This window comes from Streptomyces sp. NTD107, from assembly GCF_059510435.1.
This window is the reverse complement of sequence record NZ_JCAJZV010000015.1, coordinates 74,289-100,845: the sequence shown is the minus strand read 5'-3', so window position 1 is coordinate 100,845 and position 26,557 is coordinate 74,289. Positions and strand designations below refer to the sequence as shown.

The window sequence follows — 26,557 nt, the reverse complement described above, 5'->3', positions numbered from 1 at the left end:
AACGGCCCTCCGAGAGCCTGTGGCGCATCCTGACCCGCCCCAAGATCCTGCCCGCACGGGTCGTCATTCTGAGGAGACGTTCACGTTGGAAGCAGCAGATATCGCTTTTGTGGTGATCTGTGCCGCTATGGTCATGTTGATGACCCCCGGCCTCGCCTTCTTCTACGGAGGCATGATCCGTGTCAAGAGCGCCTTGAACATGCTCATGATGTGTTTCATCGCCACCGGCATCTCCAGCGTGCTGTGGGTGCTCTACGGCTTCTCCCTCGCCTTCGGTGACAGCGTCAACGGCGAGGGCGGCGGCATCATCGGCAACCTCGACTTCATCGGCTTCAAGGGCATGCTCGGCGTCGACGGCTCGGACGCGCTGCTCACCTTCGCCGTGTTCCAGCTGATGTTTGCCGTCCTGACCCCCGCCCTGATCAGCGGCGCCCTGGCCGAGCGCGTCAAGTTCAGCGCCTGGGCCGTCTTCATCGCGCTGTGGGTCTCCATCGTCTACTTCCCCGTCGCGCACTGGGTCTGGGGCGAGAACGGCTGGATCGGCGGCCTGGAGATCGACGGACACGAGGTCATCGACTTCGCCGGCGGCACCGCGGTCCACATCAATGCCGGCATCGCGGCCCTCGCCGCCGTCCTGGTGATCGGCAAGCGCGTCGGCTTCAAGAAGGACCCGATGCGCCCGCACAACCTGCCCATGGTCATGCTCGGCGCCGCCCTGCTGTGGTTCGGATGGTTCGGCTTCAACGCCGGCTCGGAGCTGGCCGCCAACGGCACCGCGGCCCTGATGGCCCTCAACACCATGGTCGCCACCGGCACCGCCGTCCTGGGCTGGCTCGCCTACGAGCGCATCCGGCACGGCGCGTACACCACCCTCGGCGCCGCCTCCGGCGCGATCGCCGGCCTGGTCGCGATCACCCCCTCCGGCGCCAACGTCAACCCCATGGGCGCCCTGCTCATCGGCCTGGTCGCCGGCGCGGTCTGCGCCTGGGCCGTCAGCCTCAAGTACAAGCTCGGCTTCGACGACTCCCTCGACGTCGTCGGCGTCCACCTCTTCGGCGGCATCATCGGCACCCTGCTCGTCGGCTTCCTCGCCATCGACGGCGCCGGCGGCTTCGCCCAGTTCGCCCTGCAGGCCATCGCCGCCGCCGCGGTCATGGCGTACTCCTTCGTCGTCACCTGGATTCTGGCCAAGATCATCGACTCCACGATGGGCTTCCGCTCCACCGAGGAGGACGAGACCGCCGGGCTCGACCAGGTCTACCACGCGGAGACCGGGTACGACTTCAGCCAGACCGGCACCGGTTCGGTGACCGTGGCCAGCAGCATTCCGGCGACCGCTCAGACGGCCTCCGGTGAGAAGAAGGTGGACGCATGAAGCTCATCACCGCGGTGATCAAGCCGCACCGTCTCGACGAGGTCAAGACGGCCCTCCAGGCATTCGGCGTGCACGGCATGACCGTCACCGAGGCCAGCGGATACGGCCGGCAGCGCGGACACACCGAGGTCTACCGGGGCGCCGAGTACACCGTCGACCTCGTCCCCAAGATCCGTCTGGAGATCCTCGTCGAGGACGACGACGCCGAGCAGCTGATCGACGTCGTGGTCAAGGCCGCCCGCACCGGCAAGATCGGCGACGGCAAGGTCTGGAGCGTCCCGGTCGAGGAAGCCGTACGGGTCCGTACCGGAGACCGCGGCCCCGACGCCCTCTAAGGGCGGATCCGGCACACCCCGCCCCGCCCGCGGGGTACCGCGCCGCACACCGCGGGACCGACCGGCGGAAGCGGAATGTGTGCCGGACCCCGACCCGGACCCGGGCTCGGTACCGGGCCCGGCAGCAAGCACCACCTGACAACCCGAAGGGGAGCTGGGGACCGCATGACGGCGGAGTCGACATCCACCACCGGCACGGACACGGGCCCCGGCGGCGGGTACGCGGCGGCCAGGCTGCGTCTGCTGGGCGAACCACTCGCCGAGCAGACCCGGCCCGGACCGCCGCGCCGCGCCCAACTCGCCCAGCTCACCGACGAATGGCTCACCGGCCTCCTCGGCACCCGACCGCACAGCCCCCGCGTCGCCCTGGTCGCCGTCGGCGGCTACGGGCGCGGCGAACTGTCCCCCCGCAGTGACCTCGACCTGCTGCTGCTGCACGACGGCACCGGCACACCCGCCGAGATCGCCGCCCTCGCCGACCGCGTCTGGTACCCCGTGTGGGACCTCGGAATCGCCCTGGACCACTCGGTCCGCACCCTCGGCGAGGCCCACGAGACCGCCGCCGGGGACCTCAAGGTCCACCTCGGCCTGCTGGACGCCCGGCACATCGCCGGCGACGCCGCCCTCACCACCGAACTGCGCACCGCGCTGCTCGCCCAATGGCGCGCCCAGGCCCCCGCCCGCCTCCCGGCCCTCCACGAACTCGGCCGCGACCGCGCCCGCCGCCACGGCGAACTGCCCTTCCTGCTCGAACCCGACCTCAAGGAAGCCCGCGGCGGTCTGCGCGACGCCACCGCACTGCGCGCCGTCGCCGCCTCCTGGATCGCCGACGCCCCCCGAGCCGGTCTCGAAGCCGCCCGCACCACCCTCCTCGACATCCGCGACGCCCTCCACCTGACCACCGGCCGCGCCACCGACCGGCTCGCCCTGGAGGACCAGGACCAGGTCGCCAAGGCGCTGGGCATGCTCGACGCCGACGCCCTGCTGCGCCGCGTGTACGAAGCGGCCCGCACCATCTCGTACGCCTCCGACGTCACCTGGCGCGAGGTCGGCCGGGTGCTGCGCTCCCGCGCCGCCCGGCCCCGGCTGCGTCAGCTGCTCGGTGGCCGCGGCGCACGCCGGATCAGCCCCGCCGAACAGCGCACCCCGCTCGCCGAGGGCGTCGTCGAGGCGGACGGCGAAGTCGTGCTCGCCCGCTCCGCCCGCCCCGACCGCGACCCCGTGCTGCCGCTGCGCGCCGCCGCCGCAGCCGCCCAGGCCGGGCTCCCGCTGGCCATGCCCGCCGTGCATGCCCTCGCCGCCGGCGCCGCGCCGCTCCCCGTCCCCTGGCCGGCCGAGGCCCGCGAGGAGTTCATCACCCTGCTCGGCGCCGGCCCCGACACCGTGCCCGTCTGGGAAGCCCTGGAGGCCGGCGGCCTGATCGACACCCTGCTGCCCGACTGGGAACGCGTACGCTGCCGTCCGCAGCGCAACGCCGTCCACCGCTGGACCGTCGACCGGCACCTCGTGGAGACCGCCGTCCGGGCCTCCGCCCTCACCCGCCGTGTGCACCGCCCCGACCTGCTGCTGATCGCCGCACTGCTGCACGACATCGGCAAGGGCTGGCCCGGCGACCACAGCGTCGCCGGCGAGACCATCGCCCGCGACATGGCCGCCCGCATCGGCTTCGGCTCCGCCGACGCCGAGGTGCTTGCCACCCTGGTACGGCACCACCTGCTGCTCGTGGAGACCGCCACCCGCCGCGATCTGGAGGACCCTGCCACCATCGCCCACGTCGCCGCCGCGGTCGGTTCCACCGGCACGCTGGAACTCCTCCACGCCCTCACCGAGGCCGACGCCCTGGCCACCGGCCCGGCGGCCTGGTCCACCTGGCGCGCCTCCCTCATCGACGACCTCGCCACCCGGGTCGCCGCAGCGCTCGGTGCGGGCGGCCCGCCGCCGCGTACCGTCCCGCCCCGCGCCACCGTCGCCGCCGAACGTCTGGCGATCGAAGCCTTCCGCACCCAGGCCCCGGTGCTCGCCCTGCACACCGCACGCCCCGAGCCCGCCACGCAGCCGACCGACCGGGACCGTCCCGCCGCCGCGGCCGAGGACGCGGAGACCACGGGCCCCGAGCCGGTCGGCGTCGAACTCGTCATCGCTCTTCCCGACCAGCCCGGCGTGCTGCCCGCCGTCTCCGGCGTCCTCGCGCTGCACCGACTCACCGTGCGCTCCGCCGAACTGAGCACCGTCGACCCGGCGGGACAGGGCGAGATGCTGCTGCTCCAGTGGCGGGTAGCCGCGGAGTACGGCTCCCTGCCGCAGGCCGAGCGGCTGCGCGCCGACCTGGTGCGGGCCCTGGAGGGCTCCCTGGACATCACCCGCCGGCTCGCCGAGCGCGAGTCCGCCTACCGCAGGCCGCGCCGCCGCCTCCCGCAGGCCCCGCCGCCCCGCGTCACCGTCGCGCCGCTCGGTTCCGCCCTGGCCACCGTCATCGAGGTCCGCGCCCAGGACGCCCCCGGCCTGCTGCACCGCATCGGCCGGGCCCTGGAAGGCGCCGGGGTACGGGTACGCAGCGCCCACGTCAGCACTCTCGGTGCCAACGCGGTGGACGCCTTCTACGTCACCGGTCCGGAGGGCGGCCCGCTGCCCGCCGAGCAGGCCGCCGCTCTCGCCCAGGACCTGGAACGGGCGCTGGCCCCGGCCCCCGACGGGAACGCGGCGGAACCCGCGGGCTGACCGTACCCGCGCCGTGCGGATACGCTGGAGGGCACCGCTCATCCGACCACCGATGCACAAGGGACTCGCCAGCGCCGTGTTCGACACACTCTCCGACCGCCTAGCGGCGACGTTCAAGAACCTCAGGGGCAAGGGCCGCCTCAGCGAGGCGGACATCGACGCCACGGCGCGCGAGATCCGCATCGCCCTGCTGGAGGCCGATGTCGCGCTGCCCGTGGTGCGAGCCTTCATCGGGCAGATCAAGGAGCGGGCCAGGGGCGCCGAGGTCTCCAAGGCGCTCAACCCCGCCCAGCAGGTCATCAAGATCGTCAACGAGGAGCTCGTCGGCATCCTCGGCGGCGAGACCCGGCGGCTGCGGTTCGCCAAGAACCCGCCCACCGTGATCATGCTGGCCGGCCTCCAGGGCGCCGGCAAGACCACCCTCGCGGGCAAGCTCGGCCACTGGCTCAAGGGGCAGGGCCACACCCCGCTGCTGGTCGCCGCCGACCTTCAGCGGCCCAACGCCGTCAACCAGCTGGCCGTCGTCGCCGAGCGCGCCGGGGTCGGCATCTACGCCCCCGAGCCCGGCAACGGCGTGGGCGACCCGGTCAAGGTCGCCAAGGACTCCCTCACGCACGCCCGCGACAAGCAGTTCGACGTGGTCGTCGTCGACACCGCCGGCCGCCTGGGCATCGACCAGGAGATGATGGCGCAGGCCGCCGACATCCGGGACGCGGTGAGCCCGGACGAGGTGCTGTTCGTCGTCGACGCGATGATCGGCCAGGACGCGGTCACCACCGCCGAGGCGTTCCGCGACGGCGTCGGCTTCGACGGCGTGGTGCTGTCCAAGCTGGACGGCGACGCGCGCGGTGGCGCGGCGCTCTCCATCGCGCAGGTCACCGGCCGGCAGATCATGTTCGCCTCCAACGGCGAGAAGCTGGACGATTTCGACGCCTTCCACCCGGACCGGATGGCCTCCCGGATCCTGGGCATGGGCGACGTGCTCAGCCTCATCGAGAAGGCCGAACGCACCTTCAGCCAGCAAGAAGCCGAGGCGATGGCCTCCAAGCTGGCGAAGGGCCCCAAGGAGTTCACCCTCGACGACTTCCTGGCCCAGATGGAGCAGGTCCGCAAGATGGGCTCCATCTCCAAGCTGCTCGGCATGATGCCCGGCATGGGCCAGATGAAGGAGCAGATCAACAATCTGGACGAGCGTGAGGTGGACCGCACCGCCGCGATCATCAAGTCCATGACACCGGGCGAGCGCGCCGACCCCAAGATCATCAATGGCTCGCGACGGGCCCGCATCGCGCGGGGCTCCGGGGTGGACGTCTCCACCGTCAAGGGCCTGGTGGAGCGGTTCTTCGAGGCTCGCAAGATGATGTCGCGGATGGCTCAGGGCGGCGGCATGCCGGGCATGCCCGGGATCCCCGGCATGGGCGGCGCCGGCCGGCGCAAGGCCAAGCAGCAGAAGAAGAGCAAGGGCAAGCGCCAGTCCGGCAACCCGATGAAGCGTCAGGAGCAGGAGCGCGCCGAGGCCCAGCGCAAGGCCGAGGGCGGCGGCGCGGCGTTCGGCATCCCCGGCGCGGGAGAGGACCCGGGCAACTTCGAACTGCCCAAGGAGTTCCGGGACATCCTGCCCCCCAAGTGACCGGCCCTGCGCCCACGGCGCCCGGTGGCGTAGCGTACGCCGCCGGGCGCCGTAGCATGTCCGCCATGGCCAAGGCTCCCGTACTCACCCCGCAGGACCAGGACTTCCCCCGCTGGTACCAGGATCTGATCGGCAAGGCCGAGCTGGCGGACAACGGGCCGGTGCGCGGCACCATGGTGATCCGACCGTACGGGTACGGGCTGTGGGAGCGGATGCAGCAGGAACTGGACGCCCGGATCAAGGCGGCCGGCGCCCGTAACGCGTACTTCCCGCTGTTCATCCCGGAGTCCTACCTCAGCCGCGAGGCCGAGCATGTGGAGGGCTTCGCGCCGGAGCTGGCGGTGGTCACACACGGCGGCGGTAAGCGGCTCGAGGAGCCGGTGGTGGTCCGGCCCACCTCGGAGACGATCGTCAACGAGTACTTCTCCAAATGGGTCAACAGCTACCGCGATCTGCCGCTGCTGATCAACCAGTGGGCGAACGTGGTGCGCTGGGAGATGCGGCCGCGGGTCTTTCTGCGTACCACCGAGTTCCTGTGGCAGGAGGGCCATACCGCGCACGCCACCTACGAGGAGGCCCGCGACTACGCCGCCCGCATCCACCGCGACGTGTACGCCGACCTGCTGCGCAACGTGCTGGCCATCGACGTGGTGCTGGGCCGCAAGTCACCGGCCGAGCGGTTCGCCGGCGCCATCAACACCCTCACCCTGGAGGGCATGATGCGTGACGGCAAGGCACTGCAACTGGGCACCAGCCATGAGCTGGGCCAGAACTTCGCGAAGGCTTTCGACACCCGCTATCTGGGCCAGGACGGCACACAGCAGTTGGTGTGGCAGACGTCCTGGGGCGCGTCCACCCGTATGGTGGGCGGGCTGATCATGTCGCACGGCGACGACCAGGGGCTGCGGGTGCCGCCGCGGCTGGCGCCGGTGCAGGCCGTGGTGCTCGCGGTCAAGGGCGACGAGGCGGTGCTCGCGGCGGTGCGCGAGACCGCCGCGCGACTGCGCGAGGCCGGGATCCGGGTGGAGACCGACGAACGGGCGGAGATCCCGTTCGGGCGGCGCGCGGTGGACTGGGAACTCAAGGGCGTCCCGGTCCGGGTGGAGATCGGCCCGCGCGACCTGGCGGACGGTGCGGCCACCCTGGTACGCCGCATCCCCGGTGGCAAGCAGCCGGTGGCGCTGGCGGCGTTGCCGGGGCTGCTCCCCGGCTTGCTGGAGGAGGACCAGGCGCAACTGCTGCGCGAGTCGCGCGAACGGCGCGAGGCCCGCACCACCGAGGTGTCCACTGTCCAGGAGGCGGTCGAGGCGGCCAAGGCGGGCGGCTGGGCGCGGATCCCGTGGGCGGATCTCGGCCCGGAGGGGGAGGCTCGGCTGGCGCAGGATGCCGTGTCGGTACGGGTGCTGGTGGCGGCGGACGGGTCGGTTCCGGACGCGGACGACGCACCCGGTACGGTCGCTGTGGTGGGCCGCGCGTACTGACCGAGATCTCCGGGGATTTCGGCGTCGCCATGAACTGACGGGTAAGTGCAAATTCGCGGACTTGGCACCGGAATCGGAACACCCGGCGGCCCTGGCTCGTTACACACGACGTGAGCACGACACCACCAGTTCTCGCCGCCGAGCTGGCACACGCGTGGGCCGATATTCAACGGCACCACCCGGAGTTGCCAGATCTGGCCGCCCCTGAATCCCTGATCGGGGAGTCGTCGTCCGCCTGCGGACACGAGCTCTCCTTCGAACGACTGTTGCACGAGGCCGTGCATGGCATCGCCGCCGCCCGCGGAGTGCGGGACACCTCCCGGGCGGGGCGGTATCACAACCGCCGCTTCCTGGCGATCGCCGAGGAGCTCGGCCTCGATCACGCCGAGGATCCGCATCCCAGCAGCGGATTCTCCCTGGTGACCATGAACGCCGAGGCCCGCCGGCGTTACCGACCCACGGCCGAGCGTCTCCAGCGGGCCCTCAAGGCCCACCTGGCGGCGACCGCCACCGATACCAAGCGCAGTTTCCGCGGGCCCGCCGCTCGCCACGGTTCGTCCGGTGGCGGTGTCCGGGTCAAGGCCGTCTGCGAATGCGGACGCAATGTGCGGGTCGTCCCCTCCGTCCTCGCACAGGCCCCCATCATGTGCGGCGCCTGCAAGAAGCCCTTCCAGATCGCTGAGACGGCAGTGGCCGGAAAGACGATGGCTGTCGCCGCGTCCGTGTGACGCGGACGGACCTGTCGCTGTCTCCTGACGCCTCCGGGGCGGTTGACCACACCGGTCCCCCCACCTTTTCCCGGGCGTGCATCGGGCCCCGCGCCCGTGTGGCAGAATGAAACGCTGAACTCGACAGTCGTACAGGACCCCTCTCGCCTTCGGCTGCCGCGTCCATCGGGCCCTCCTGAGCCGCAACCCCACGTGGCAGAACGCTGTGGCCCATCACGTCAAGACTCAGGAGACACCACAGCAGTGGCAGTCAAGATCAAGCTGAAGCGACTGGGCAAGATCCGTTCGCCGCACTACCGCATCGTCGTCGCCGACTCCCGCACCCGCCGTGACGGCCGGGCGATCGAGGAGATCGGCCTCTACCACCCGGTGCAGAACCCCTCGCGCATCGAGGTCGACTCCGAGCGTGCCCAGTACTGGCTGGGGGTCGGCGCCCAGCCGACCGAGCCCGTGCTCGCCATCCTCAAGGTCACCGGCGATTGGCAGAAGTTCAAGGGTCTGCCCGCGCCGCCGCCGATGAAGGTCGCCGAGCCCAAGCCCGACAAGCGCGCCCTCTTCGAGGCCGCTGCCCAGGAGTCGGGTGGCGAGCCCAAGGGCGAGGCCATCACGCAGAAGGCCAAGAAGAGCGACAAGGCCGACAAGAAGGCCGATGCCGAGGGCACCGACGCCCCGGCCGAGTCGACCGAGGGCTGAGATGCTTGAGGAGGCCCTGGAGCACCTGGTGAAGGGCATCGTCGACAATCCCGACGAGGTCCAGGTCGCGTCGCGCACGCTGCGCCGCGGGCGCGTGCTGGAGGTCCGGGTGCACCCCGACGACCTCGGCAAGGTGATCGGCCGCAATGGCCGGACCGCCCGATCGCTGCGTACGGTCGTGGGCGCGCTCGGCGGCCGGGGCATCCGGGTCGATCTGGTCGACGTGGACGAGGTCCGCTAGGGCCCGTCGCGATGGCATCATTCCGAAGGCCGGGGGCTGAGCACAGCGCCCCCGGCCTTCGGCTGTTCGCGCAGCACTGAGGGAAGAGACGGAACAGTCACCGTGGAGCTGGTTGTAGCCCGCATTGGGCGTGCCCATGGCATCAAGGGCGAGGTCACCGTCGAGGTACGCACCGACGAGCCGGAGGTACGGCTGGCGCCCGGCGCGGTGCTCGCCACCGACCCGCCCGGCACCGGGCCGCTGACCATCGAGACCGGCCGGGTGCACAGTGGGCGACTGCTGCTGCGGTTCGCCGGGGTGAGCGACCGGGGCGGCGCCGAGGCGCTGCGCAACACCCTGCTGATCGCGGAGATCGATCCGCAGGAGACCCCGGAGGACCCGGAAGAGTACTACGACCACCAGCTGATCGACCTCGAAGTGGTCACCCGCGACGGCACCCCGGTCGGCCGGATCACCGAGATCTCGCATCTGCCGTACCAGGATCTGCTGGTGGTGGCCCGTCCCGGTGGCGGCGAGGCACTCATCCCCTTCGTCCACGAGATCGTTCCCGTGATCGACCTGAGCGCGCAGCGCGCCGTGATCGACCCGCCGCCCGGCCTGCTGGAGGAGCCGGCGGATGCGGACGGTACGGAGGACGGCCGGCGGTGAGGATCGACATCGTCAGCATCTTCCCCGAGTACCTGGAGCCGCTGAACGTCTCCCTGGTCGGCAAGGCCCGCGCCCGCGGACAGCTGGACGTCCGGGTGCACGATCTGCGGCAGTGGACGCACGACCGGCACCACACCGTGGACGACACGCCCTACGGCGGCGGCCCCGGCATGGTCATGAAGCCCGAACCCTGGGGGGAGGCGCTGGACGCGATCATCGCGGACGGCGAGGGCCGTCCGGAGCTGATCGTGCCCACGCCCAGCGGAGTGCCGTTCACGCAGCGGCTCGCCGTGGAGCTGTCCGCCGCGCCCTGGCTGATCTTCACCCCGGCGCGCTACGAGGGCATCGACCGCCGGGTGATCGAGGAGTACGGCGCCCGGCTGCCGGTGCGCGAGATCTCCATCGGCGACTACGTCCTGGCCGGCGGCGAGGCTCCGGTACTGGTGATGACCGAGGCCATCGCCCGGCTGCTGCCCGGCGTGCTCGGCAACGCCGCCTCCCACCAGGACGACTCCTTCGCGCCGGGCACCATGGCGGCCCTGCTGGAGGGGCCCGTCTACACCAAGCCACCGGGCTGGCGCGGGCACGAGGTGCCCGAGGTGCTGGTCAGCGGCCACCACGGAAAGATCGCCCGGTGGCGCAGGGACGAGGCACTGCGCCGTACGATCGCCCACCGTCCCGATCTGATCTCCGGCGCCGACCCGGCGGCGTTCGACAAGCGGGACCGGGCGACGCTGGCGGAAGAGGGCTGGTGGCCGGGGACGGACGGCCGATTTGGGCGGGGGCCGGACGGCGTGGAAGAATAGCCCGGCTCACCCATCCGGCGCGCGACCCTGCCACAGGGGGATCGACGCCCGCCGACGGCGAGCACCTCTGACGTATTCCCACCCACCGTGACTATGACCGCTGATGACCTGTGGCATCCGCGAAGAGAGCAGCCTGAGATGACCCACCTTCTCGACACCGTCGACTCCGCGTCGCTGCGCGACGACATCCCGGCCTTCCGGCCCGGTGACACCATCAACGTCCACGTGCGCGTCATCGAGGGCAACCGCTCCCGTGTGCAGCAGTTCAAGGGCGTGGCGATCCGCCGCCAGGGCTCCGGCGTCCGCGAGACCTTCACGGTCCGCAAGGTCAGCTTCGGCGTGGGCGTGGAGCGTACCTTCCCCGTACACACCCCCGTCGTGGAGAAGATCGAGGTCGTGACCCGCGGCGCCGTCCGCCGCGCCAAGCTGTACTACCTGCGCGAGCTGCGCGGCAAGGCCGCCAAGATCAAGGAGAAGCGCGATCGCTGACGGGCCGCGCCCGGTGGCCGGTTACCATCAGGCGTGACCGAATCCGACGCACAACTTCCGGAGCGCGACCGCTCCTCCGGCTCCGAGTGGGGCAGGTGGTGGCGGTCGCGCTCCGTGCGTGTGTGGACTGTCTCACTGGCGGGCATGGCGCTGTTCTTCGGACTCACCAGCGCCTATGTCGTGCAGCCCTTCGTCATCCCCAGCGGCTCGATGGAGGGCACACTCCAGGTCGGTGACCGGGTGCTGGTCAACAAGCTCGCCTACCGCTTCGGCGGTGAGATCCAGCGCGGGGATGTGATCGTCTTCGACGGCGCCGGCACCTTCGCCGCCGAGCCGGACGATCCAGGGCTGCTCGGCGGGCTGGTGCGCACGGTCGGCGCCGCCGTGGGGCTCGGTCCTGCGTCGGGGACCGACTACGTGAAACGGGTCATCGGTGTCGGCGGGGACCGGGTGACCTGTTGCGACACCCAAGGCCGGATCGAGGTGAACGGTGAACCGCTCGACGAGCCCTATCTGTATCCGGGGGACGAGCCCTCGACGGTCAGGTTTGACATCGAGGTGCCGGAGGGACGGTTGTGGGTAATGGGTGACCACCGTTCCGATTCGGCGGACTCCCGGGAGTATCTGGGAGCCCCGGGGGGTGGCACGATTTCCGAGGACAAGGTGATCGGTCGGGCCGACTGGATCGGCTGGCCGCCCAGCAGAATGCACTCACTGCGGTCCGGCGATGGGTGAGCGGGGGAGGCCCAGGAGCGGGCGCGGACGGCCGGACCCGGGGAAATCCCAGGAGGCACACGACGCGGCGGACGCGACAACGGCGCCGTCGGAGGAGATGCCGAGCGCGGACGGTTTGGATCGGCCCACGCTGCGCGGGCCCGGCGAGGGTCGGGCCGACCGGCGGCGGGCTGCGAAACGGATCAAGCGCCGCCGCCGGCTGCGGGCGACCCGTGAGATTCCGATCCTCATCGGGGTGGCCCTGCTGATCGCGCTGGTGCTCAAGACCTTTCTGGTGCAGGCGTTCGTCATCCCGTCCGGGTCGATGGAACAGACCATCAAGATCGACGACCGGGTGCTGGTGGACAAGCTGACCCCGTGGTTCGGCTGGGAGCCGCAGCGCGGCGAGGTGGTCGTCTTCAAGGACCCCGGAGGCTGGCTGGAGCAGGACCCACAGGGCACCGGGGGAGAGTCCCCCGTCGGTGTCAAACAGTTGCAGGATGCGCTGACCTGGATCGGACTGCTGCCCTCCGCCGAAGACCAGGACTTGATCAAACGGGTGATCGGCGTCGGCGGGGACACCGTGGTCTGCTGCGAGGAGGCCGGCCGGATCACGGTGAACGGCGTCGCGGTGGACGAGCCCTACCTCTACCCGGGGAACCCGCCCTCACGGATCGAGTTCGACGTGACGGTGCCCGAGGGGCACATCTTTGTGATGGGTGACCACCGGTCGAACTCCGCCGACTCCCGCTATCACCTGGACGGGCCGGACCAGGGTACCGTTCCCACTGACCTGGTCGTGGGCCGGGCAGTGGTCATAGCCTGGCCTTTCTCGCACTGGCAGCGGTTGGACGGCACCGATGTCTTCGCGGCGGTGCCGGATCCGGATGGGCCCGGTGACGACGCCGAGGCGCGAGCCGGTCCGCTGGAACGGGCCACGGTCGAGGACAATGTTTTGGCGCCACTCCCGATCCCTGCGGAACTCCCGCTCGTTATGGGAGTAGTGGGCCTGTGGCGGATATCGCACGGGCGGAAACGCAGCGTGAGGAGTGGATGTGGGGGATGTGGCAGTCGGTGCACGGTCCGGCGCGGACGAACCGGAGGAATCCCCGGTGAACCCCGGCGGCGAGGCATCTGGCGAGGAGCCCCCAGGCGGCGGCAGCGGGTCAGAGGGGCAGGATGCGGGCGGCTATCAGCCCGATGACGGCCAGAGCAAGCCGGCACCCGGAAAGAAGCAGCGTTCCTTCTGGAAGGAGCTGCCGATCCTGATCGGCATCGCCATCGTGCTGGCGCTGTTGATCAAGACCTTCCTGGTGCAGGCGTTCTCGATCCCCTCGAACTCGATGCAGAACACCCTGCAGCGTGGTGACCGGGTGCTGGTCGACAAGCTCACCCCCTGGTTCGGGTCCACTCCTGAGCGCGGTGAGGTCGTTGTTTTCAACGACCCGGGCGGCTGGCTCGGCGAGAGCCCGAAGCAGAGCGGGTTCGGCGCCGCCGTGCAGCAGGGTCTGAGCTGGATCGGGCTGATGCCGTCCGCCGAGGACCAGGATCTGATCAAGCGGGTGATCGCCGTCGGCGGCGACACCGTTTCCTGCCGCAAGGGCGGCCCGGTGATCCTGAACGGCACGGAACTGGACGAGAGCGCCTATCTCTTCCCCGGCAACACTCCTTGCGACGACCAGGAGTTCGGGCCCATCACCATCCCGGACGGCCAGCTGTGGGTGATGGGGGACCACCGGCAGGACTCGCTGGACTCCCGCTATCACCAGAACCTCCCGGGCGGCGGCACCGTACCGGAGAGCAAGGTTGTCGGTCGCGCCATCGTGGTTGCCTGGCCGGTGAACCGCTGGGCCACCCTGCCGGTCCCGTCCAGCTACAACGACATTCCCAGCGCCGCGATGGCCACGGCCGCGGCGACGGCGGCGAGCCCCGCCGGCCTGGGGCTGGCCCTGGCCGTTCCGCTGGTGTTGTGGCGGCGCCGGTCGCTGCTCCGTCGGGAGGAGTCCCAGCAGCGCTGACCGTGCGACACCCGGCGCTGGGTAGAGTCACCCCGGACCAGAAATCTGGAGGGTGTGATGATCGCAGCGCCGCGCGGCCGCGGGGGCGTGGGACGGCTGGTGTCCCGGCTCGCCGTGGCCGTGGGATGCGTGCTGTTCGTGGGGGGCTTCGTCTTGGGCGGCCTGCTCTATCAGCCGTATGCCGTGCCCACCGATTCCATGTACCCCTCGGTCGCGGCAGGGGACCGGGTGCTGGCCCAGCGCATCGAGGGCGATCAGGTACGACGCGGGGATGTGGTGGTCTTCCGCGAGGCTGCCTGGGGGGACGCCCCGATGGTCAAGCGCGTGGTGGGCCTCGGCGGGGACACCGTGGCCTGCTGCGACCCGGATGGTCTGCTGCTGGTGAACGGCGAGCCGATCCAGGAGCCGTATCTGGACCCCCGCTGGGGTGAGTCGCCGACCTCCTACGAGGTCCGGATCCCGCAGGGCGAGCTCTTTCTGCTGGGAGACCAGCGGCTGGCCTCCGTGGACTCCCGTGATCAGATCACCGATGTCCAGGCGGGCAGCATTCCCCTCCAGGCGGTCACCGCCCGAGTCGAGGCCACACTGTGGCCGCCGGATTCCGTCGGGCTGCTGCCGCGTCCCACCGGGTTCGCCGGCCAGCCCGGCGGCATATCCGGCACGGGGCCGCTGGTGGCATTGTGCTGGGCGATTGGCGCCGGAATGTTGTTGATCTTCGCCGGGGCGCTGTACGCGCCGCTGGCACGCCGCTCATCCCGATCGGGTCTCCGGGGGGTGCCGAAGCCCACCGGTGACGCACAATGAGGGAAGCACGGCTGAAGGGGATCACGCCATGAGCGCCGAGGACCTCGAAAAGTACGAGACCGAGATGGAGCTGAAGCTCTACCGGGAGTATCGGGACGTTGTCGGACTGTTCACATATGTGATTGAAACCGAGCGGCGCTTCTACCTCACCAATGACTACGAGATGCAGGTGCATTCGGTCCACGGCGAGGTCTTCTTCGAGGTGTCCATGGCGGACGCCTGGGTCTGGGACATGTACCGGCCGGCCCGGTTCGTCAAGCAGGTGCGCGTTCTGACCTTCAAGGACGTGAACATCGAGGAGCTCAACAAGAGCGATCTCGATCTCCCTGAGGACTCAGGGTTCGGGGGATCGCGAGGGCAGTGACTGCGCCCCAGGCTCACTCGGACGAGTGAGGGAGTTATCCACAGCCCGCCGGTTATCCACAGATTTCGGCCGCCCACCACCACGACCGGGACGCATCGGGCACCCTGCCCGCATGTCTCCGATTACTCTGTGTTGTCTGCTGCTCGCCCTGGCCGGGGGCGGCTCACCACCCGAGCGCGCCTGGCCCGTACCCGGTGCTCAAGGGGCATCCCGGCCGCTGATCCTCCGACTCTTCGAGCCCCCCGCGACCGGCTGGGGCGCCGGCCACCGAGGGGTGGACCTGCTCACCGACCCCGGCGCCACCGTGATGGCGGCCGCTCCCGGCACGGTGGTGTTCGCCGGCCGGGTCGCCGGCCGGGGAGTGATCAGCATCGAACTCTCCGGCGGGGAAGGACCCCCGATGCGTACCACCTACGAGCCGGTAAGGGCCACGGTGACCGTGGGCGAGGAAGTCACCGCCGGCCAGCCGGTGGGTGTCCTGGAGGACGGGCCGTACCACTGCGATCAGCCCTGTCTGCACTGGGGCCTCAAGGAGAGCGGCACCCGCCGCTACCAGGACCCGTTGAGCCTGCTGCCCGCCGATCTGCTACGCCCGGGCCCCTCCCGGCTGCTGCCCGTCCACGGAGTCCCGCTGCCCCACGGCGGCCCCGGCGACTCCGTCCAGCGCGATCCGCACGGCCGCACCGGTGATCTCGGCAGGATCGTCGAACCCCGCCAGCGAACGGCGCACCGCCGCGTCCACCACGCCCTGCAGCAGCGCCGCCGTCTGCCGCGGCTCGGTGTGCCCCAGGCCGCGAAGCGCTTCGGTGATCAGCTCAAACAGGCCGCCGTGCGCCGCCTTGATCTTCTCCCGGGCCGTTGCGTCAAGCTCCATGGCCGAGATCGCCACCACCGCTCGATGCCGACTGTCACAGGCGAGCGCGAGCTGCGCGCGCACATAGGCCTCCACCCGGTCGCGCGGTGAGCCGGCGGCGGCCACCGCCGCCTCGATCTCGGCGGCCCACAGTGGGAAGTCGACCGCGCACAGTTCCTCGACGACCGCGCCCCGCGAGCGGAAGTACTCATAGACGGAGGAGCGCGCCAGGCCGGTACGGGCGGCAAGTGCCGGAAAGGTCAGTGCCGCCGCGCCGCCCTCGGACAGCAGTGAACGGGCGGCGTCCAGCAGGGCGCCGAGCTGGAGTGAGCGGTGCTCGGCCACCGAGGCCGCTTGGATCCTGGGCACCAGACCACTGTAGAGCGTGCCCCGGGTGAGGTTCAGCCCCGCGCGCAAGAGCTGCCTCAACCGCTCACATCGGCGAGCTTGGCCCGCAGCTGGAGCACGGATTTGGTGTGGATCTGGCTGACCCGGCTCTCGGTGACCCCCAGCACCTGGCCGATCTCCGCCAGCGTCAGCCCCTCGTAGTAGTACAGCGTCACCACGGTCTTCTCCCGCTCCGGCAGGGTGTTGACGGCCCGCGCCAGCAGCCGGCGCAGCTCACGGTCCTCGGCCACCTCCACCGGATCGTCGGCGGCGGTGTCCTCCAGGGTGTCCATCAGGCTCAGCCGGTCGCCGCTCTCCCCGCCCACATGCAGCAGCTCCTCCAGCGCCACCACGTTGGCCAGCGACAACTGGCTGAATACCGCGTGCAGTTCCTCCAGGGTGATGTCCATCTCCCGGGCCACCTCGGACTCCGAGGGGGTGCGGCGCAGCGACGCCTCCAGCGTGGCGTAGGCGCGCTCGATCGCCCGCGCCTTCTGCCGTACCGAGCGTGGGATCCAGTCCAGGGCCCGCAGTTCGTCGATCATCGCGCCGCGGATCCGGGTGATGGCGTAGGTCTCGAACTTGATGGAGCGCTCGGGGTCGAACTTCTCGATCGCGTCGATCAGCCCGAACACCCCGGAGGAGACGAAGTCGGCCTGTTCCACATTGGGCGGCAGCCCCACGCTCACCCGGCCCGCCACATACTTCACCAAAGGGGAGTAGTGCAGGATCAGCTGCTCCCGCAGCCGCTCGTCGCCGGTGGCCTTGTACGTACGCCACAGCTCATCGAGCGAGGTGGGCGCGGCGGGAAGCGTCGCGCCCTCCACCGCGGCCGGTGCGGCCGGCGCCGGGTGCGCGGGCCCGGGAGAGTGCTGGGGCATGCGTTGTCTTGAGCCGTTCTGCAGGGGTCTGAGCGAGTGGTACGAAGTTCCGGGATGGAGAACTCTGTGAGCGTAGCGTGACTAGTGGGTCGCTTTGTGCAGGTGGCCGAAGTTGACCGATGCGCAGATACGTTCCGCTGGCCGCACCGTCGTGTTACGCGCCCGCGGCAAGGCGTGGGACGGGCTGGAGGGTGTGTCGGCCGGAGACACGTCGTAACTGCCAGCGATCGCCTGCGTGTTCGACGAAGCCGAGGGAGCCGAGTTCGAGCAGCCGGGCCAGCGCCGCCTCGCCGGACATGCACGCCCCGCGGGCAACCTCCGCCACCGGGATCGCCCCCGTCGCCGGCAACGCGTCCAGTACCCGCCCGGCGGCCTCTCCCAGCAGATCCCGGGGGACCACCGGGCCCGTCTCCGTGTCCACCACCTCGCCCATGTCGCCGGCGAGTTCGATGACCTCCGCCGCGCTGCCCACCAGCGTGGCCTCCTGCCGGATCAGCCGATGCGCCCCAGCCGACAGCCCCGAAGTCACCGGCCCCGGTACCGCCATCAGATGCCGCCCGAGCCGCGCCGCTTGCCGGGCGGTGATCAGCGAACCGCTGCGCAGCGCCGCCTCCACCACCACCGTCCCCCGGCTCAGTGCCGCGATCACCCGGTTCCGCTGTACGAACCGACCCCGGGTGGGACGTTCCCCCGGCGGCAGTTCGGTGACCAACAGCCCGCCCTCGGCGATCTTGCCCAGCAGCTCCCGGTGCCCGGCCGGATACGCCACATCCAGCCCGCAGGCCAGAACCGCCACCGTGGGCCCGCCCACCCCCAGCGCACCGCGGTGCGCCGCGCCGTCGATCCCGTACGCAGCACCCGAGACGACCGTCCAGCCGCGTTCCGCCAGCGACGCCCCCAGCTCGGCCGCCATGTGCATCCCGTAGTCGGTGCAGGCCCGCGCCCCCACCAGGGACACCGACCGCAGCGCCATGAACCGCAGCGAGCAACTGCCGCGCACCCACAGCCCGACCGGGCGGTCCTCCCCGAGATCGTCCAGCTGGCCGGGCCATTCCCAGTCGCCCGGGCACACCAAACGGCCCCCACACTCGGCGATCCGCGCCAGATCCCGGCCCGGCTCGGCCCGCTCGGCCCGTAGCCGCAACCCTGCCCAGCGGCCGGCCGACAGCCCCGGCAGCGGCTGGTCCTCCTCCAGCGCCCGCCATACCCGTACCGCACCGATCCGCGCCAGCTCCCGGCCCATGAGCGCGTCGCCCGGCTCGATCACCCGGGTCAACGCCGCCCGTGCCAGCCGTTCCTCCTGCGTCACCACCCCGCTCACGGGAGACTGCCCATCACTCCGGCGCCCCGCTGTACCCCGGTACGGAACTCCAGCGCGGCGTCCACGTCCTCCGCCGTGGGGCGGTCGTGCCCCGCCAGGTCCGCCACGGTCCAGGCCACCCGCAGCACCCGGTCCAGGCCCCGGGCGGTCAGCGTGCCCCGGTCCATGTCCGTCTCCGCCCGGGCCAGCGCGCCCGGTGCCGGGGCCCAGCGGGTGCGCAGCTCGTGCCCCGGAGCCTCACCATTGGTGGACCACCCCATCCCGGCATAGCGGGCCGCCGCCCGCTCCCTCGCCGCCAGCACCCGCTCGGCCACCGCGGCGGTGGACTCGCCCAGACCTGGCGAGGTCAACTCGGCCCGGCGCACCGGCTCCACCGGCACTCGCAGATCGATCCGGTCCAGCAGCGGACCCGACAGCCGGGCCCGGTAGCGCCGTACCGTACTGGGCAGACACTCGCACTCCCCACCCGGCGCACCATGCCGCCCGCACGGACAGGGATTGGCGGCCAGCACCAGCAGCACCCGGGCCGGCATGCGCAGCACCCCCGCAGAGCGCGCCACCACCACCTGCCCCGATTCCAGCGGCTGCCGCAGCGCGTCCAGCACCTGGCTGCTCATCTCGGCGGCCTCGTCCAGAAAGAGCACCCCATGGTGTGCCAGCGAGGCGGCGCCCGGCCTGGGCAGCCCGCTGCCGCCACCCACCAGCGCGGGCAGCGAAGCGGAGTGATGCGGGGCGCAGTACGGCGGCCGGTCCACCAGCGGGCGCCCCGGCGGCAGCGAACCGCTCACCGAGTGCACGGCCGTGACTTCGAGTGCCTCCTGCCGGGTCAGCGGCGGCAGCAGCCCCGGCAGGCGCTCGGCCAGCATGGTCTTTCCCGCTCCCGGCGAACCCTTGAGGAAGAGATGGTGCCGCCCGGCCGCCGCGACCTCCAGAGCCCGGCGGGCCAGCCGCTGGCCCGCCACCTCCGCGAGGTCCGGCGGCTGCCCCTTCCCGTCGAAGGTGCGGTACAGGCCGCCCGGACGCGGATAGCCCCAACCCGCACCCCGCGGCCCGGGGCCGGCCCCTTCGGGCCGGGGCGGCGGTTCGTCCGGCACCGGCTCACCGGCCAGTACGGCGATCAGCTGCCGCAGCGTACGTACCCCCAGCACCGCCACATCGGGCACCAGAGAAGCCTCGGCGGCGGCCTGCTCGGGCACCACCACCTGCCGGTAGCCCGCGTCCGCCGCGGTGAGCACGGCGGGCAGTACGCCACGTACCGGACGGACCCCGCCGTCCAGGCCCAGCTCGCCGATCAGCAGCAGATCCGCGATCGCCCTGGGATCGATGCGCTCGGCCGCCGCCAGTACGGCGCAGGCCACCGCGAGATCGAAGCCGCTGCCGCGTTTGGGCACCGCCGCCGGACTCAGCCCCACGGTGAGTTTCTTCTGCGGCCACTGGGCACCCGAGTTGAGCACCGCGGCCCGCACCCGGTCCCGGCTCTCGCTCAGCGACTTGTCGGCCAGCCCTACCAAGGTGAAGGCCGCGACCCCCGGCTCCAGATCGGCCTGCACCTCCACCACCACGCCCTCGACCCCGATCAGGGCGACCGCACCGGTCCGCGCGAACCCCATCACGCCACCCCCTTGGCGTGCTCCACGACCGGAGCACCACGACGGGGCAGCAGCACCCCGATCAGATCGATCCGCACCCCGCCGGGCGGTGGGGCACCGTACGCCGGCAGCCAGCGCTCGCTCAGCCACCACTCGGCCAGCCGCTGCAGCCGCTCCGCCTTGCTCACCGTGACGCCCGCCATCGGGTGCTGGAACGCGGCACCCCTGCGGGTCTTCACCTCGCACACCATCAGGGCCCCGGCCGGGCCCGGCTCCCGGGCCACGATGTCGATCTCTCCGGCCCGGCAGCGCCAGTTCCGCTCCAGTACGGCAACCCCGGCGGCCGTCAGTCGCCGTGCCGCCAGATCCTCTCCGAACCGGCCCAGCGCTCCCCGCTGTCCTCCGGTACGTCCCGTCGCACGCGTCATCGCGCCTCACCTCCGCCATGGACGGTGCCCCAGTCGCCGGGAACCCGCTGCGGCCTGTGGACAACCCGGGGGGTGTGGATAACTCGTTCACTCTTCCGTGGGAACCGCGCCGCGTCGGGGGCGGAAGTGGAGGTGGGTCCGGTGGCCGATGGGCTGTCGCCCCGCGTGCCCCGGGTCCCGTACACTTCTGGTGGCGATCCGGGTCCCCGGATCGACCTCGCATGCCCCGCCACCACCGCGCACCGGCCTCGCAGCCGACGTGCTGGGGTGGCCGCGACTCTCGGTCCATGGGACGGCCTTCGCGGGCGGTCCCCGGCACAGCGCGCAGGGGCGTCAGGAGCGCCGGCCGCCCGGTCGGCGCTGACAACCGAGCACCACGAGGAGAACGGCCATGGCCGTCGTCACGATGCGGGAGCTGCTGGAGAGCGGCGTCCACTTCGGGCACCAGACCCGTCGCTGGAACCCGAAGATGAAGCGCTTCATCTTCACCGAGCGCAACGGCATCTACATCATCGACCTGCTCCAGTCGCTGTCGTACATCGACCGCGCCTACGAGTTCGTCAAGGAGACCGTCGCCCACGGCGGCACGGTCATGTTCGTCGGCACCAAGAAGCAGGCCCAGCAGGCCATCGCGGAGCAGGCGACCCGGGTCGGTATGCCCTTCGTCAACCAGCGCTGGCTGGGCGGCATGCTCACCAACTTCTCCACCGTGCACAAGCGGCTGCAGCGCCTGAAGGAGCTGGAGCAGATCGACTTCGAGGACGTGGCCGCCTCCGGCCTGACCAAGAAGGAACTGCTCGTTCTCTCCCGCGAGAAGGCCAAGCTGGAGAAGACCCTGGGCGGTATCCGCGACATGCAGAAGGTGCCCAGCGCCGTCTGGATCGTGGACACCAAGAAGGAGCACATCGCGGTCGGCGAGGCCCGGAAGCTCAACATCCCGGTGGTCGCGATCCTCGACACCAACTGCGACCCGGACGAGGTCGACTACAAGATCCCCGGCAACGACGACGCGATCCGCTCCGTCACGCTGCTTACCCGGGTCATCGCCGACGCCGTCGCCGAGGGCCTGATCTCGCGCTCCGGTGCCGCCGAGGCGGCCAAGGGCGGCGAGAAGGCGGCCGGAGAGCCGCTGCCCGAGTGGGAGCGCGAGCTGCTGGAGCGCGGTGAGTCCGCCGAGGCCAAGGCCGAGGAGAAGCCCGCCGAGCAGGCACCGGCCGCTGAGGCCGCTGCTCCCGAGGCCCCCGCCGCGGACACCTCCGCCGAGCAGGGCTGACGAGCCGCAGAGCGATTCATCGACATTCCGGGAAGAGAATCAGACAACCATGGCGAACTACACCGCCGCTGACGTCAAGAAGCTCCGTGAGCTGACCGGCGCCGGCATGATGGACTGCAAGAAGGCGCTGGACGAGGCCGAGGGCAACGTCGACAAGGCTGTTGAGATCCTGCGCGTCAAGGGCCAGAAGGGTGTGGCCAAGCGTGAGAGCCGCACCGCCGACAACGGCGCCGTCACCTCGCTGATCTCCGACGACGCCACCCTCGGTGTGCTGGTCGAGCTGAAGTGCGAGACGGACTTCGTCGCCAAGGGCGACAAGTTCCAGGTGGCCGTCGCCGCCATCGCGCGGCACGTCTCCGACACCGCCCCGGCGGACCTGGCGACGCTGCTGGCCTCGGAGATCGAGCCCGGCAAGTCCGTACAGGCGTACGTCGACGAGGCCAACGCGACCCTGGGCGAGAAGATCGTTCTCGACCGCTTCGCGCGCTTCTCCGGCGGTTACGTCGGCTCCTACCTGCACCGCACCAACCCCGACCTGCCGCCGCAGGTGGGCGTGCTGGTGGAGCTGGCCGAGGGTGGCGAGCAGGCCGCCCAGGTTCTGAAGGACGTCGCGCAGCACATCGCCGCCTTCGCCCCGCGCTTCCTCTCCCGTGAGGACGTGCCCGCCGACCTGGTGGAGTCCGAGCGCCGCGTCGCCGAGGCGACCGCCCGCGAGGAGGGCAAGCCCGAGGCCGCCCTGGCGCGGATCGTCGAGGGCCGGGTGACGGGCTTCTACAAGGAGAACGTCCTCCTTGACCAGCCCTTCGCCAAGGACAACAAGAAGTCGGTGCAGAAGGTCCTGACCGAGGCGGGCGCCACGGTCAAGAACTTCGCCCGCTTCCGCGTCGGCGCCTGATCACGGAATCCGTCCCGCGCCATCGGCGGCGGACGGGAGCGCACCCGGCTATTGTCGGGGGCGGCAGGCCGTACGGTCGCGCCGGATTCGAATCCGGACGGCCGCAGTTGTGACGAGGAGGCCATTGCCGAGCAGGAACCGTCAAGGATCCACGGGCAATGGCCTCCTCAGCATGCGCACGAGGAGATTTCCATGAACCAGGGCGCCGCCGCCGCCGAGAGGACGGACGGCAAGGACGTCACACCTCCCCGCTTTCTCCTGAAGCTGTCGGGAGAAGCCTTCGCGGGAGACGGAGGGCTCGGCGTCGATCCCGACATCGTCCACAAGATGGCGCGGGAGATCGCTGCCGTGGTCAGGGACGGTGCCCAGATCGCCATCGTCATCGGCGGCGGCAACTTCTTCCGCGGGGCCGAGCTCCAGCAGCGTGGTATGGACCGTGCCAGGTCCGACTACATGGGCATGCTGGGCACGGTGATGAACTGCCTCGCGCTCCAGGACTTCCTGGAGAAGGAGGGCATCGACTCCCGGGTGCAGACCGCGATCACCATGGGGCAGGTCGCCGAGCCGTACATCCCGCTGCGTGCGGTGCGGCATCTGGAGAAGGGCCGGGTCGTCATCTTCGGCGCCGGCATGGGCATGCCCTACTTCTCCACCGACACCACCGCCGCCCAGCGGGCGCTGGAGATCGACGCCGAGGCACTGCTGATGGGCAAGAACGGGGTCGATGGCGTGTACGACTCCGACCCCGCCAAGAACCCCGACGCGGTGAAGTACGACGCCCTCGACTACGGCGAGGTCATCACCCGAAATCTGCGGGTCGCCGATTCCACGGCCATCACCCTGTGCCGGGATAATTCGCTCCCCATTCTGGTCTTCGAACTGCTGGCCGAAGGCAATATCGCCCGCGCCGTAAAGGGTGAGAAGATCGGCACGCTCGTGAACAGCCAGGGCCGGCGGGCCTGACGGTCCGTCTTGTCACGTCATACACATCGAACCAGGAGCACGTGGTGATCGAAGAAGCCCTCCTCGAGGCTGAGGAGAAGATGGAGAAGGCGGTCGTCGTCGCCAAGGAGGACCTGGCCGCGATCCGTACCGGTCGTGCCCACCCGGCGATGTTCAGCAAGATCGTGGCCGAGTACTACGGCACCCTGACCCCGATCAACCAGCTGGCCTCGTTCTCGGTGCCCGAGGCCCGGATGGCGGTGGTGACCCCGTTCGACAAGACCGCGCTGCGCAATATCGAGCAGGCGATCCGCGACTCCGACCTGGGCGTCAACCCCACCAACGACGGTCACATCATCCGGGTGGTCTTCCCCGAACTGACGGAGGAGCGGCGGCGGGAGTACATCAAGGTCGCCAAGACCAAGGGTGAGGACGCCAAGATCTCGATCCGCGGCGTACGCCGCAAGGCCAAGGAATCCATCGACAAGTCCGTCAAGGACGGCGAGGTCGGCGAGGACGAGGGACGGCGCGCGGAGAAGGAGCTGGACGACACCACCAGCAAGTACGTCACCCAGGTCGACGAACTGCTCAAGCACAAGGAAGCCGAGCTGCTCGAAGTCTGAGCGGCGCCGGACCCCACGCCGTCGTGCCGCACGCCACACCGCCGCCACCGAAGGACGAAGGACACCGCCACCCGTGAACGAACCATCCTGGCGCCCGCCCCAGCCCGCCGCCGGCTACGGGGAACCGCCAGCGTATGCCCGTCCCCACGCGACGGGGCACACGGATGACGGCCGCGGCCACGGCCGTGACACGGCGGATCGCTCCGCCGCCTCCCCGGCGTCGGCGGCGTCCGCGCCGGGCGGCGCCGCGGGTGGCGGTGGACCGGAGGGCCGGGGGAGCGCGGGCGGCGGCAAGCGGGCGGGGCGCGACCTGCGCGCCGCCGTCGGGGTGGGACTGTCTTTGGGCGCGGTGATCATCGCCGCGCTGTTCGTCTACAAGCCGGTCTTCCTCGGCGTGATAGCGGTCGCCGTCATGGTCGGGGTGTGGGAGCTGTCCTCTCGGCTGGCCGAACGCAAGCAGATCCGGGTGCCGGTGGTGCCGCTGGCGATCGGCGGCGCCGCCATGGTCGTGGCGGGGTATCTGCGCGGCGCGGCGGGCGCCTGGGTGGCCCTGGGACTCACGGTGCTCGTGGTGCTGGTGTGGCGAATGGCGTTCTCTCCCGAGACCTACCTGCGGGACGCCACGGCGGCGGTCTTCGCCGCGTTCTACGTGCCCTTCCTGGCCACCTTCGTGGCGCTCATGCTCGCCGCCGACGACGGGCCGTGGCGGGTGCTGACGTTCCTGGTGCTGGTGGTGGTCAGCGACACCGGTGCGTACGCCGTCGGCTGGCGGCTCGGCCGCCGCAAGCTCGCGCCCCGGATCAGCCCCGGCAAGACCCTGGAAGGACTCGCGGGGGCGATCTCGTTCGCGATGGTGGCCGGCGCGCTGTGCTTCGCGTTCCTCATCGAGGACGGGGCCTGGTGGCAGGGCCTGCTGATGGGGCTCGCGGTGGCGATCTGCGCCACGCTCGGCGACCTGGGCGAGTCGATGATCAAGCGCGATCTCGGCATCAAGGACATGGGCACCCTGCTGCCCGGCCACGGCGGCATCATGGACCGGCTCGACTCGCTGCTGCCCACCGCGCCGGTGGCGTGGCTGCTGTACCTGGCCTTCACCGGCGCCGGGTGAGCCCACCCGGGTGAATCTGCGACACTGGCAGAACCATGCCTAAGCCCGGAGAACTCACTTTTGTCGCGCCGCGCGGAGCCAAGAAGCCGCCGCGCCACCTGGCCGATCTGACCCCTGAGGAGCGCCGCGAGGCGGTGGCCGCGCTCGGGGAGAAGCCGTTTCGTGCCCAGCAGCTGTCGCGGCACTACTTCGCGCGGCTGACCGATGACCCCTCGGCCTGGACGGACATTCCCGCCGCCGCCCGCGACCGGCTGGCGAGCGGGTTGCTGCCGCCGCTGATGTCGGTGGTCCGGCACATCAGCTGCGACGACGGCGCCACTCGCAAGACGCTGTGGCGGCTGCACGACGGGACGCTGGTGGAGTCCGTGCTGATGCGGTACCCGGACCGGGTCACCATGTGCATCTCCTCGCAGGCCGGCTGCGGAATGAACTGCCCGTTCTGCGCCACCGGGCAGGCCGGTCTCGACCGCAATCTGTCCACCGCCGAGATCGTTCACCAGATCGTGGACGGCATGCGGGCGCTGCGGGACGGCGAGGTGCCCGGCGGCCCGGCCCGCCTGTCGAACATCGTCTTCATGGGGATGGGCGAGCCGCTGGCCAACTACAACCGGGTCATCGGCGCGATCCGGCGGCTGACCGATCCCGAGCCGGACGGCATCGGGCTCTCCCAGCGTGGCATCACGGTCTCCACGGTCGGCCTGGTACCGGCGATGCGGCGGTTCGCCGACGAGGGGCTGAGCTGCCGGCTGGCGGTGTCGCTGCACGCACCCGACGACGAGCTGCGTGACACCCTGGTGCCCGTGAACACCCGCTGGAAGGTGCGCGAGGTGCTGGACGCGGCGTGGGAGTACGCGGAGCGCTCCGGTCGCCGGATCTCCATCGAGTACGCGCTCATCAGGGACATCAACGACCAGGCGTGGCGGGCAGATCTGCTCGGCAAGCTGCTGCGCGGGCACCGCGCGCACGTCAACCTCATCCCGCTGAACCCGACGCCCGGTTCCCAGTGGACGGCCTCCCGGCCCGAGGACGAGGCGGCGTTCGTCGCGGCGTTGCAGGCGCAGGGGGTGCCGGTGACCGTACGGGACACGCGTGGTCAGGAGATCGAGGGCGCCTGCGGGCAACTGGCGGCGGCCGAGCGGTAGCGGCCCTCCGGTGGCAGCGGGTCCGGACCGGTCCGTGGGGAAGGGGCCCGGTCCGGTCGGTCTTCGGTGGT

The 26,557-nt window shown here is 71.0% G+C and carries 27 protein-coding genes and 1 pseudogene; 23 read left to right on the top strand and 5 right to left on the bottom strand.

Annotated elements, in window-relative coordinates; translation table 11 throughout:
• Positions 1-85: 85 nt before the first annotated feature.
• The 17 genes and pseudogenes from AC5WRL_RS24415 to AC5WRL_RS24335 all read left to right on the top strand — a co-directional run.
• On the top strand, positions 86-1,375 hold the full coding sequence (locus AC5WRL_RS24415; RefSeq protein WP_496090806.1) for an ammonium transporter: 1,290 nt from the start codon (positions 86-88) through the stop codon (positions 1,373-1,375).
• A complete protein-coding gene (locus tag AC5WRL_RS24410) occupies positions 1,372-1,710 on the top strand; it encodes a P-II family nitrogen regulator (RefSeq protein ID WP_496090805.1) in 339 nt (112 codons plus the stop codon). Before AC5WRL_RS24415 ends, AC5WRL_RS24410 begins: the two co-directional genes overlap by 4 nt.
• Before the next feature lie 165 nt (positions 1,711-1,875).
• Positions 1,876-4,428 carry a [protein-PII] uridylyltransferase gene (locus AC5WRL_RS24405; RefSeq protein WP_496090804.1) on the top strand — a complete coding sequence of 851 codons (2,553 nt, stop codon included), beginning with the start codon at positions 1,876-1,878 and terminating at the stop codon, positions 4,426-4,428.
• Positions 4,429-4,504: 76 nt separating this feature from the next.
• Positions 4,505-6,058 carry a signal recognition particle protein gene (ffh, locus tag AC5WRL_RS24400; RefSeq protein WP_496090803.1) on the top strand — a complete coding sequence of 518 codons (1,554 nt, stop codon included), beginning with the start codon at positions 4,505-4,507 and terminating at the stop codon, positions 6,056-6,058.
• 65 nt (positions 6,059-6,123) lie between these two features.
• Positions 6,124-7,539: a proline--tRNA ligase gene (proS, locus tag AC5WRL_RS24395; protein WP_496090802.1), complete on the top strand. Its 1,416-nt coding sequence runs from the start codon at positions 6,124-6,126 to the stop codon at positions 7,537-7,539.
• Between the two features lie 110 nt (positions 7,540-7,649).
• Positions 7,650-8,267 (top strand): hypothetical protein, encoded by a 618-nt coding sequence (locus AC5WRL_RS24390; protein ID WP_030738346.1) that lies wholly within the window; start codon positions 7,650-7,652, stop codon positions 8,265-8,267.
• Positions 8,268-8,510: 243 nt separating this feature from the next.
• Entirely contained in the window at positions 8,511-8,960 is a 450-nt protein-coding gene (gene rpsP, locus AC5WRL_RS24385; RefSeq protein ID WP_496090801.1) for a 30S ribosomal protein S16, read from the top strand.
• 1 nt (position 8,961) lies between these two features.
• On the top strand, positions 8,962-9,201 hold the full coding sequence (locus AC5WRL_RS24380) for an RNA-binding protein (protein ID WP_019435522.1): 240 nt from the start codon (positions 8,962-8,964) through the stop codon (positions 9,199-9,201).
• 102 nt (positions 9,202-9,303) lie between these two features.
• A complete protein-coding gene (rimM, locus tag AC5WRL_RS24375) occupies positions 9,304-9,849 on the top strand; it encodes a ribosome maturation factor RimM (protein WP_496090800.1) in 546 nt (181 codons plus the stop codon).
• On the top strand, positions 9,846-10,655 hold the full coding sequence (trmD, locus tag AC5WRL_RS24370; protein WP_496090799.1) for a tRNA (guanosine(37)-N1)-methyltransferase TrmD: 810 nt from the start codon (positions 9,846-9,848) through the stop codon (positions 10,653-10,655). Before rimM ends, trmD begins: the two co-directional genes overlap by 4 nt.
• Before the next feature lie 138 nt (positions 10,656-10,793).
• Entirely contained in the window at positions 10,794-11,144 is a 351-nt protein-coding gene (gene rplS, locus AC5WRL_RS24365) for a 50S ribosomal protein L19 (protein ID WP_496090798.1), read from the top strand.
• A gap of 144 nt (positions 11,145-11,288) precedes the next feature.
• Positions 11,289-11,879 (top strand): signal peptidase I, encoded by a 591-nt coding sequence (gene lepB, locus AC5WRL_RS24360; protein ID WP_496090797.1) that lies wholly within the window; start codon positions 11,289-11,291, stop codon positions 11,877-11,879.
• Entirely contained in the window at positions 11,872-13,062 is a 1,191-nt protein-coding gene (lepB, locus tag AC5WRL_RS24355) for a signal peptidase I (RefSeq protein WP_496090796.1), read from the top strand. The genes lepB (AC5WRL_RS24360) and lepB (AC5WRL_RS24355) overlap by 8 nt, the downstream gene beginning before the upstream one ends.
• Complete coding sequence (gene lepB, locus AC5WRL_RS24350; RefSeq protein WP_496090795.1) at positions 12,971-13,876, top strand: signal peptidase I; 906 nt, start codon at positions 12,971-12,973, stop codon at positions 13,874-13,876. Before lepB (AC5WRL_RS24355) ends, lepB (AC5WRL_RS24350) begins: the two co-directional genes overlap by 92 nt.
• 99 nt (positions 13,877-13,975) lie before the next feature.
• Positions 13,976-14,680 (top strand): signal peptidase I, encoded by a 705-nt coding sequence (gene lepB, locus AC5WRL_RS24345; RefSeq protein ID WP_496090794.1) that lies wholly within the window; start codon positions 13,976-13,978, stop codon positions 14,678-14,680.
• 28 nt (positions 14,681-14,708) lie between these two features.
• The gene (locus AC5WRL_RS24340) at positions 14,709-15,044 is read left to right on the top strand and encodes a DUF2469 domain-containing protein (RefSeq protein WP_496090793.1); all 336 of its coding nucleotides are present in this window, start codon (positions 14,709-14,711) and stop codon (positions 15,042-15,044) included.
• Between the two features lie 112 nt (positions 15,045-15,156).
• Positions 15,157-15,576 (top strand): annotated as a pseudogene (locus AC5WRL_RS24335) (murein hydrolase activator EnvC family protein); the annotation flags it as partial.
• Between the two features lie 54 nt (positions 15,577-15,630).
• On the opposite strand, the gene AC5WRL_RS24330 reads toward AC5WRL_RS24335, so the two are convergent.
• The 5 genes from AC5WRL_RS24330 to AC5WRL_RS24310 all read right to left on the bottom strand — a co-directional run bounded on the left by AC5WRL_RS24330 (position 15,631) and on the right by AC5WRL_RS24310 (position 20,503).
• Positions 15,631-16,242, bottom strand: coding sequence for a TetR/AcrR family transcriptional regulator (locus AC5WRL_RS24330; protein ID WP_496090849.1), 612 nt, complete (start codon positions 16,240-16,242; stop codon positions 15,631-15,633).
• An 80-nt stretch (positions 16,243-16,322) separates the two neighbouring features.
• Positions 16,323-17,165, bottom strand: coding sequence for an RNA polymerase sigma factor WhiG (gene whiG, locus AC5WRL_RS24325; RefSeq protein ID WP_496090792.1), 843 nt, complete (start codon positions 17,163-17,165; stop codon positions 16,323-16,325).
• Between the two features lie 154 nt (positions 17,166-17,319).
• Positions 17,320-18,474, bottom strand: coding sequence for a DNA-processing protein DprA (gene dprA, locus AC5WRL_RS24320; protein WP_496090848.1), 1,155 nt, complete (start codon positions 18,472-18,474; stop codon positions 17,320-17,322).
• An 8-nt stretch (positions 18,475-18,482) separates the two neighbouring features.
• On the bottom strand, positions 18,483-20,096 hold the full coding sequence (locus AC5WRL_RS24315; RefSeq protein WP_496090791.1) for a YifB family Mg chelatase-like AAA ATPase: 1,614 nt from the start codon (positions 20,094-20,096) through the stop codon (positions 18,483-18,485).
• On the bottom strand, positions 20,096-20,503 hold the full coding sequence (locus tag AC5WRL_RS24310; protein WP_496090790.1) for a YraN family protein: 408 nt from the start codon (positions 20,501-20,503) through the stop codon (positions 20,096-20,098). The genes AC5WRL_RS24315 and AC5WRL_RS24310 overlap by 1 nt, the downstream gene beginning before the upstream one ends.
• Positions 20,504-20,894: 391 nt before the next feature.
• Between AC5WRL_RS24310 and rpsB the strand changes: the two genes are divergently transcribed.
• From rpsB to rlmN, 6 genes are all read left to right on the top strand, one after another.
• Positions 20,895-21,776 (top strand): 30S ribosomal protein S2, encoded by an 882-nt coding sequence (rpsB, locus tag AC5WRL_RS24305; RefSeq protein WP_496090789.1) that lies wholly within the window; start codon positions 20,895-20,897, stop codon positions 21,774-21,776.
• Positions 21,777-21,825: 49 nt separating this feature from the next.
• Positions 21,826-22,671 (top strand): translation elongation factor Ts, encoded by an 846-nt coding sequence (tsf, locus tag AC5WRL_RS24300; protein WP_496090788.1) that lies wholly within the window; start codon positions 21,826-21,828, stop codon positions 22,669-22,671.
• A gap of 192 nt (positions 22,672-22,863) precedes the next feature.
• The gene (pyrH, locus tag AC5WRL_RS24295) at positions 22,864-23,634 is read left to right on the top strand and encodes a UMP kinase (protein WP_496090787.1); all 771 of its coding nucleotides are present in this window, start codon (positions 22,864-22,866) and stop codon (positions 23,632-23,634) included.
• Between the two features lie 44 nt (positions 23,635-23,678).
• Positions 23,679-24,236 carry a ribosome recycling factor gene (gene frr, locus AC5WRL_RS24290; RefSeq protein WP_496090786.1) on the top strand — a complete coding sequence of 186 codons (558 nt, stop codon included), beginning with the start codon at positions 23,679-23,681 and terminating at the stop codon, positions 24,234-24,236.
• Positions 24,237-24,309: 73 nt separating this feature from the next.
• Positions 24,310-25,344: a phosphatidate cytidylyltransferase gene (locus AC5WRL_RS24285; protein WP_496090785.1), complete on the top strand. Its 1,035-nt coding sequence runs from the start codon at positions 24,310-24,312 to the stop codon at positions 25,342-25,344.
• A gap of 35 nt (positions 25,345-25,379) precedes the next feature.
• Positions 25,380-26,486, top strand: a complete 1,107-nt coding sequence (gene rlmN, locus AC5WRL_RS24280) for a dual-specificity RNA methyltransferase RlmN (RefSeq protein ID WP_496090784.1) — start codon at positions 25,380-25,382, stop codon at positions 26,484-26,486.
• Positions 26,487-26,557 lie beyond the last annotated feature (71 nt).